This is a genomic window from Staphylococcus sp. B1(2026), from assembly GCF_058895785.1.
Genome location: NZ_JBZXTS010000112.1, coordinates 1 through 674, shown reverse-complemented (window position 1 = coordinate 674; position 674 = coordinate 1). Strand labels below are relative to the sequence as shown.

Sequence of the window (674 nt, the reverse complement as noted above, 5' to 3'; positions counted from 1 at the left end):
AACGCCTTGATTTAAAATTCTATTATTTATGCTGATGACTATTTTGAATTTAATTTTACAATCCATTGATTTGAAAATTAGATGTAGTGTTATTTATTTGTAATATATGTAAATAAATAACGTTATCAATCTCAAAAAAAGATTTTTTCATTTTAAATTAATTATATGTATTTTTATGCATTATTTTTTCTTTGTTGAATCTTACATCATTTATAAATCAATGGTTTTTTAATTTTTAAAAAATAAAAATGTATATAAACACTTTATTTTATGAGTATTTTGTATAGACTTTATTTTAGGTGTTTTTTTCTTGTTAAAAAAGTTGACAAAGACATATGCCAAGCTTATTATGTATGTTATGTATTCTGAACATGTAGTAATTATACTTTTAGTTCAATACTTAAAAATCAAATTGTAAAATTATAGGAGAAAATATGGTAGGTAAGAATAATAGTAAGTTGCTTAAGCAAAGAGTAGCACGTAAGGTTGATTTTTATTCAATCAAAAAAATGAAATTAGGAGTAGCTTCAGTTTTAGTTGGTGGATTGATGTTTTTAGGTATGTCTTCTAATGCACAAGCATCAGAAGTAATAAGTGAGACAACAAATAATGATGCAGTACAACCAGACGCAACAACATCAGCAGATGATGAAGAAGCTAAAAAGTTAGAAGAA

Annotated in this window: 1 protein-coding gene; it reads left to right on the top strand. The window is 24.0% G+C overall.

What is annotated here, in order from left to right; translation table 11 throughout:
• Positions 1 to 434 precede the first annotated feature (434 nt).
• Positions 435 to 674 (top strand): YSIRK-type signal peptide-containing protein (locus AC5EAH_RS08180; RefSeq protein ID WP_493494286.1); only part of this gene is annotated, 240 nt, incomplete at its 3' end.